Source organism: Streptomyces sp. CHD11, from assembly GCF_018638295.1.
Taxonomy (GTDB): domain Bacteria; phylum Actinomycetota; class Actinomycetes; order Streptomycetales; family Streptomycetaceae; genus Streptomyces.
The window spans coordinates 1-823 of record NZ_JABTTS010000095.1 but is presented as its reverse complement, the minus strand read 5'-3'; the positions used below and the strand labels follow the sequence as shown (position 1 = coordinate 823).

The following is an 823-nucleotide window of genomic DNA, read 5'->3' as shown; positions in this document are numbered from 1 at the left end:
CGGGTTTCCCCATTCGGAAACCCCCGGATCAAAGCCTGGTTGACGACTCCCCGGGGACTATCGTGGCCTCCCACGTCCTTCATCGGTTCCTGGTGCCAAGGCATCCACCGTGCGCCCTTAAAAACTTGGCCACAGATGCTCGCGTCCACTGTGCAGTTCTCAAACAACGACCAACCACCCATCACCCCGGGATGAACTCCCGAGTGCACTGGGGCCGGCGACTGAAGACAGACCTTTACGGCCGTACCTTCAGACACCCAACAGCGTGCCCGGCCCTGTCCCGTCCGATGATCGTGCGTTCCACGCCCCGAAGAGCAGTACTTGCAGCCACCGGCCCGAAATCCGGACCGAATAGTCAACGTTCCACCCATGAGCAACCAGCANCGGCCGTACCTTCAGACACCCAACAGCGTGCCCGGCCCTGTCCCGTCCGATGATCGTGCGTTCCACGCCCCGAAGAGCAGTACTTGCAGCCACCGGCCCGAAATCCGGACCGAATAGTCAACGTTCCACCCATGAGCAACCAGCATCGGACGTACGCCGATGTACTGGCCTCTGGACTGCCGAAGCAGCCTAGAAGTGCTCCTTAGAAAGGAGGTGATCCAGCCGCACCTTCCGGTACGGCTACCTTGTTACGACTTCGTCCCAATCGCCAGTCCCACCTTCGACAGCTCCCTCCCACAAGGGGTTGGGCCACCGGCTTCGGGTGTTACCGACTTTCGTGACGTGACGGGCGGTGTGTACAAGGCCCGGGAACGTATTCACCGCAGCAATGCTGATCTGCGATTACTAGCGACTCCGACTTCATGGGGTCGAGTTGCAG

General features: G+C 60.6%; 2 rRNA genes. Both read right to left on the bottom strand.

Annotated features, from left to right (window positions below):
- Window positions 1-131 (bottom strand): 23S ribosomal RNA (locus tag HTV45_RS33305); the annotation flags it as partial.
- 459 nt (window positions 132-590) lie between these two features.
- A 16S ribosomal RNA gene (locus HTV45_RS33300) occupies window positions 591-823 on the bottom strand; the annotation flags it as partial.